Below are 3,218 nucleotides of genomic sequence, written 5' to 3'. Positions count from 1 at the left end.
AGAGGGATGACAGCCAGTTCAGCAGGGATTCGTCGGTCTTCCAGACGGGGAGAGCGCGGGGCCCCTCCGATGTACTGGGCGGCTCTGTGGCCCGTAAGGCTTCCATTTTCGTCCGGGTGTTGATCTCTGCGTAGCGGTTCGTGGTCGTCAGGTCGGCATGTCCAAGCCAGCCCCGGATCACGTTGATTTCAACCCCGGACTCGAGCAGATGCATCGCCGCCGTGTGTCGGAAAACGTGCGGGCTCACGGTGCGGTTCGTGCCGGGATCGTCCAGGTGCCCGGCAAGGCGCCGGACGACCTTGTAGATGCCGAAGCGGGTCAGGGCTGCCCCGTTCGTCGAGCGGAACACCGGCGTATCTGCCGCCGGTTGGCCCGTTGCGTCAAGCAACGAGGCGAGCAGTTTCGCGGTCTGCTCCCAGAGCGGGCACGTCCGCCATTTGTCGCCCTTCCCATGGAGACGGACAAGGGAGTGCTCCCCGAGCTGGAGGTTTCCGGCCCGGAGTTCGGCAACTTCCTGAGCCCGGGCCCCGGTGTTGTAGAGGAACAGGATCAGGGCGTGGTCGCGCTGTGCGAGGCGGCCGGTCCGGGGCAGGTGTTGCAGCAGGCCCTGCATCTCGTCGCGTTCCAGAAAGTGCGTCTCGGCCGGTGCCACCCGTTTCATGGGGATGGCCGCAATCCTTTGACAGGTGCCGAGCATCGCCGGCTCCCTGCTGGCGATGTAGTCGAACAGGGCGTGCAGGGCTGCCAGGCGCTGGTTGCGGGTGCTCACATGGTTGTGGCGGTCATCTTCAAGGTGCCGCAGGAATCCCAGGACGAGTTCAAAGCTCAGGTCCTCAAGGCTGAGTTTGGTGATCTTGGTTCCCTTTTGCGCGGCCACGAAACAGAGCAGCAGGCGGATAGTGTCGCTGTAGCTGCGCACCGAGGACGGGCGGAGCCCCTTGACGGTGACGAGATGGTCGATGAAGAACGACTGGATCAGTTGGCCGAGCTGTTGGGTTCCACTCATGGCTTTGCCTCCGCCCAGGCAGGCTTGGCAAACGCTTCGAACCGGTCGCTGGCCTCGGAGAGGAGTTCCGGGGTGATGGTCAAGTAGACGGCGGTCGAGGACGGGTCCACGTGACCCATGAATGTCGCGAGCTGCAGGAGCCTCGTCGAGGGGTCAGTGCCTTCCCGGTACCAGCGCAGCAAGGACCCGACCGCGAAAGAATGACGCAGGCAGTGCAAGTGCGGTGCCGTGGTCCCGTCGGGAACCGGGAACCCCAGCTCGGTAACGATCCGGTGGAACGTCCCGCTCGCGGTGCAGGGGTGCACGCAGCGCCGGCCATCAAATGTGAACAGCGGTTCTTCCTGCCCGGCTCCTTCGTGCTCGGTTCGGCGAGTGAACTGGAGGTCGAGCAGTTCCCCGATGCGCGGGCCGAAAGGGACCAGTCGGCTCTTGCCGAACTTCCCTCCACGCACGACCAGGAGCTGCCGGCCAGCATCAATGTCCTCCAGGCGTAGGCCGCAGGCCTCCCCGGCCCTGAGCCCCAGGCCGTAACACAAGGCAAAAATGGCATGGTAGGTCGGGCCACGGCCGATAGCCCGGGAATTGTCGGGAAGAGCCGCTGCCGCTTCAAGGACCCGCCGGGCCTGGGAAGGATCGAACAGGAAGGGTAACCGCTGGTCCGTCACCTTCCGCCGTGTTCCTTGCCAGGGCAGCGTCTCCAGGCGCCGCTGGCCCACCGACCAACTCAGGAAGCCGTTGACGATCCCCACGAGAAGATTGAAGCTGCGGTCCCGGGGCCTTAGCCGGGAGGCCACAAACTCATCGAGCAGGCGAGCTGTCAGTCCGGCCAAAGTGGTCACCCCGCGCCGGTCCATGAACGCCACCAGCAGGCGCAGTGTCGCCTCCTCGTTCAGGTATTTGCGGCCCAGCGCCCGCTTGTGCTCGAGGAAGTCATTCACCGTGGTGGCCAGGTCCCCGTCCATCACAGCACCTCCTCGCCGTTGCCCAGGGCGATCAACCGCAGCGACTCGATGTCGACCTTGGCATAGATTTCCGTCGAACGTGCCGAGCGGTGTCCGATGAAGTCTCCAACGGTCTTCAGATCGAAGTTCGCGTCAACAAGACGCTGCACCGCCGAGTGGCGCAACGTGTGCGCGCCCGGCCGCGGCACGTTGATGCCAGCCTTGAGCAGATAGTGGCGGGCCCTCGACGATATCGCGGCAGACCCGATCGGTCGGTGGGGAGCCACGCTGCGGAAGAACACATGCCGGTCATCGGTTGTTGGGCGCCCGTGCCGGAGGTAGTCCAGCAGTGCCTCGCCGACCACCCAAGAAAGCGGAAACGCCGTGGAGTGGCCCGCCTTACGCTCGGGAATCGCCAGACGCTCACGCTTCCAGTCGATGTCATCGAGAGTCAGCGCGGCAATCTCCCGACCACGCAGCCCGTAGGTCACCAGCAGGAGCAAGATGGCATAGTCGCGCCTGCCAGTTTCGTCCCGACGGTCAACGCCTGCCAATACCTTGTTCACATCGGCCCAGGAAATGGAGCGGGGGATATCCGATAGCCGGTAGACCTGGGGCCACCCCACGGCCGCGCTCAGATCGCTGGCCAAAATACCTTCCCGGTGGGCATACCGCAGGAACACCCGCAGAGCACCGGCATCCCCGCGGACAGTGCTCTTGGCAAGTCCTGCGCCGGCCCGGTCCACCATGTAGGAACTAAGGATCGATGGAGACAGTTCCAGGATTGAGTCCACGCCGATCCTGCCCAGGTAATCGGCGAAGTGGTCAAGGGAGAAGCGGTAAGTGTGGACCGTCAGCGGACGCAGGCCACGTTCCCGGGACAGGTAGTCGAAGAAGCCGGGGACGGCCTCGGCGAATGGTTCGGCGAATGGCCTCCGGCCGGTCGGTTCGAATCCCGGCAGGACTATCGAGAGCATCTGCTCCACAGGCCCCCGGATCTCCTTCGCCATTGAACGTGTAGAACCAGTGCGCCGGTGTTGGTCCGCAACACGGAACTCCACGAACGCGTCCACCAGAGCGGGAAGCTCATCAATGGCAGTGGCACCTCGGGAGCTGGCAAACTCACCGAATGCAAAAACGAGCGGGACCCGGGACCAGATGCACCTGTCCTTGTAATCGTGCCCAGCCAACCAAACAACATAATTCTCGATGCCTGCGCCCATCCACGAGCCTTGGTACCGATCGACCGTCGACATCTTGGTGAAGTACTT

The 3,218-nt window shown here is 64.0% G+C and carries 3 protein-coding genes; all 3 read right to left on the bottom strand.

The window, feature by feature from the left end:
* A partial coding sequence (locus NG698_RS21485; protein ID WP_252612284.1) for a tyrosine-type recombinase/integrase occupies positions 1–1,006 on the bottom strand: 1,006 nt, incomplete at its 3' end.
* On the bottom strand, positions 1,003–1,968 hold the full coding sequence (locus NG698_RS21480; RefSeq protein ID WP_252612293.1) for a tyrosine-type recombinase/integrase: 966 nt from the start codon (positions 1,966–1,968) through the stop codon (positions 1,003–1,005). The genes NG698_RS21480 and NG698_RS21485, both read right to left, overlap by 4 nt.
* Positions 1,968–3,218: tyrosine-type recombinase/integrase (locus NG698_RS21475; RefSeq protein ID WP_252612282.1), on the bottom strand; the 1,251-nt coding region annotated here is incomplete at its 5' end. The genes NG698_RS21480 and NG698_RS21475, both read right to left, overlap by 1 nt.

It is taken from the genome of Pseudarthrobacter raffinosi (genome assembly GCF_023913735.1).
Classification (GTDB): Bacteria; Actinomycetota; Actinomycetes; order Actinomycetales; family Micrococcaceae; genus Arthrobacter; species Arthrobacter raffinosi.
Note: the sequence above shows the minus strand (reverse complement) of the source record. Positions and strands in the feature narration are given on the sequence as shown.

Bases quoted from the DNA above. Each gene is read 5' to 3' on its own strand.
- NG698_RS21480 (WP_252612293.1), bottom strand. From the start codon at position 1,968: ATGGACGGGGACCTGGCCACCACGGTGAATGACTTCCTCGAGCACAAG.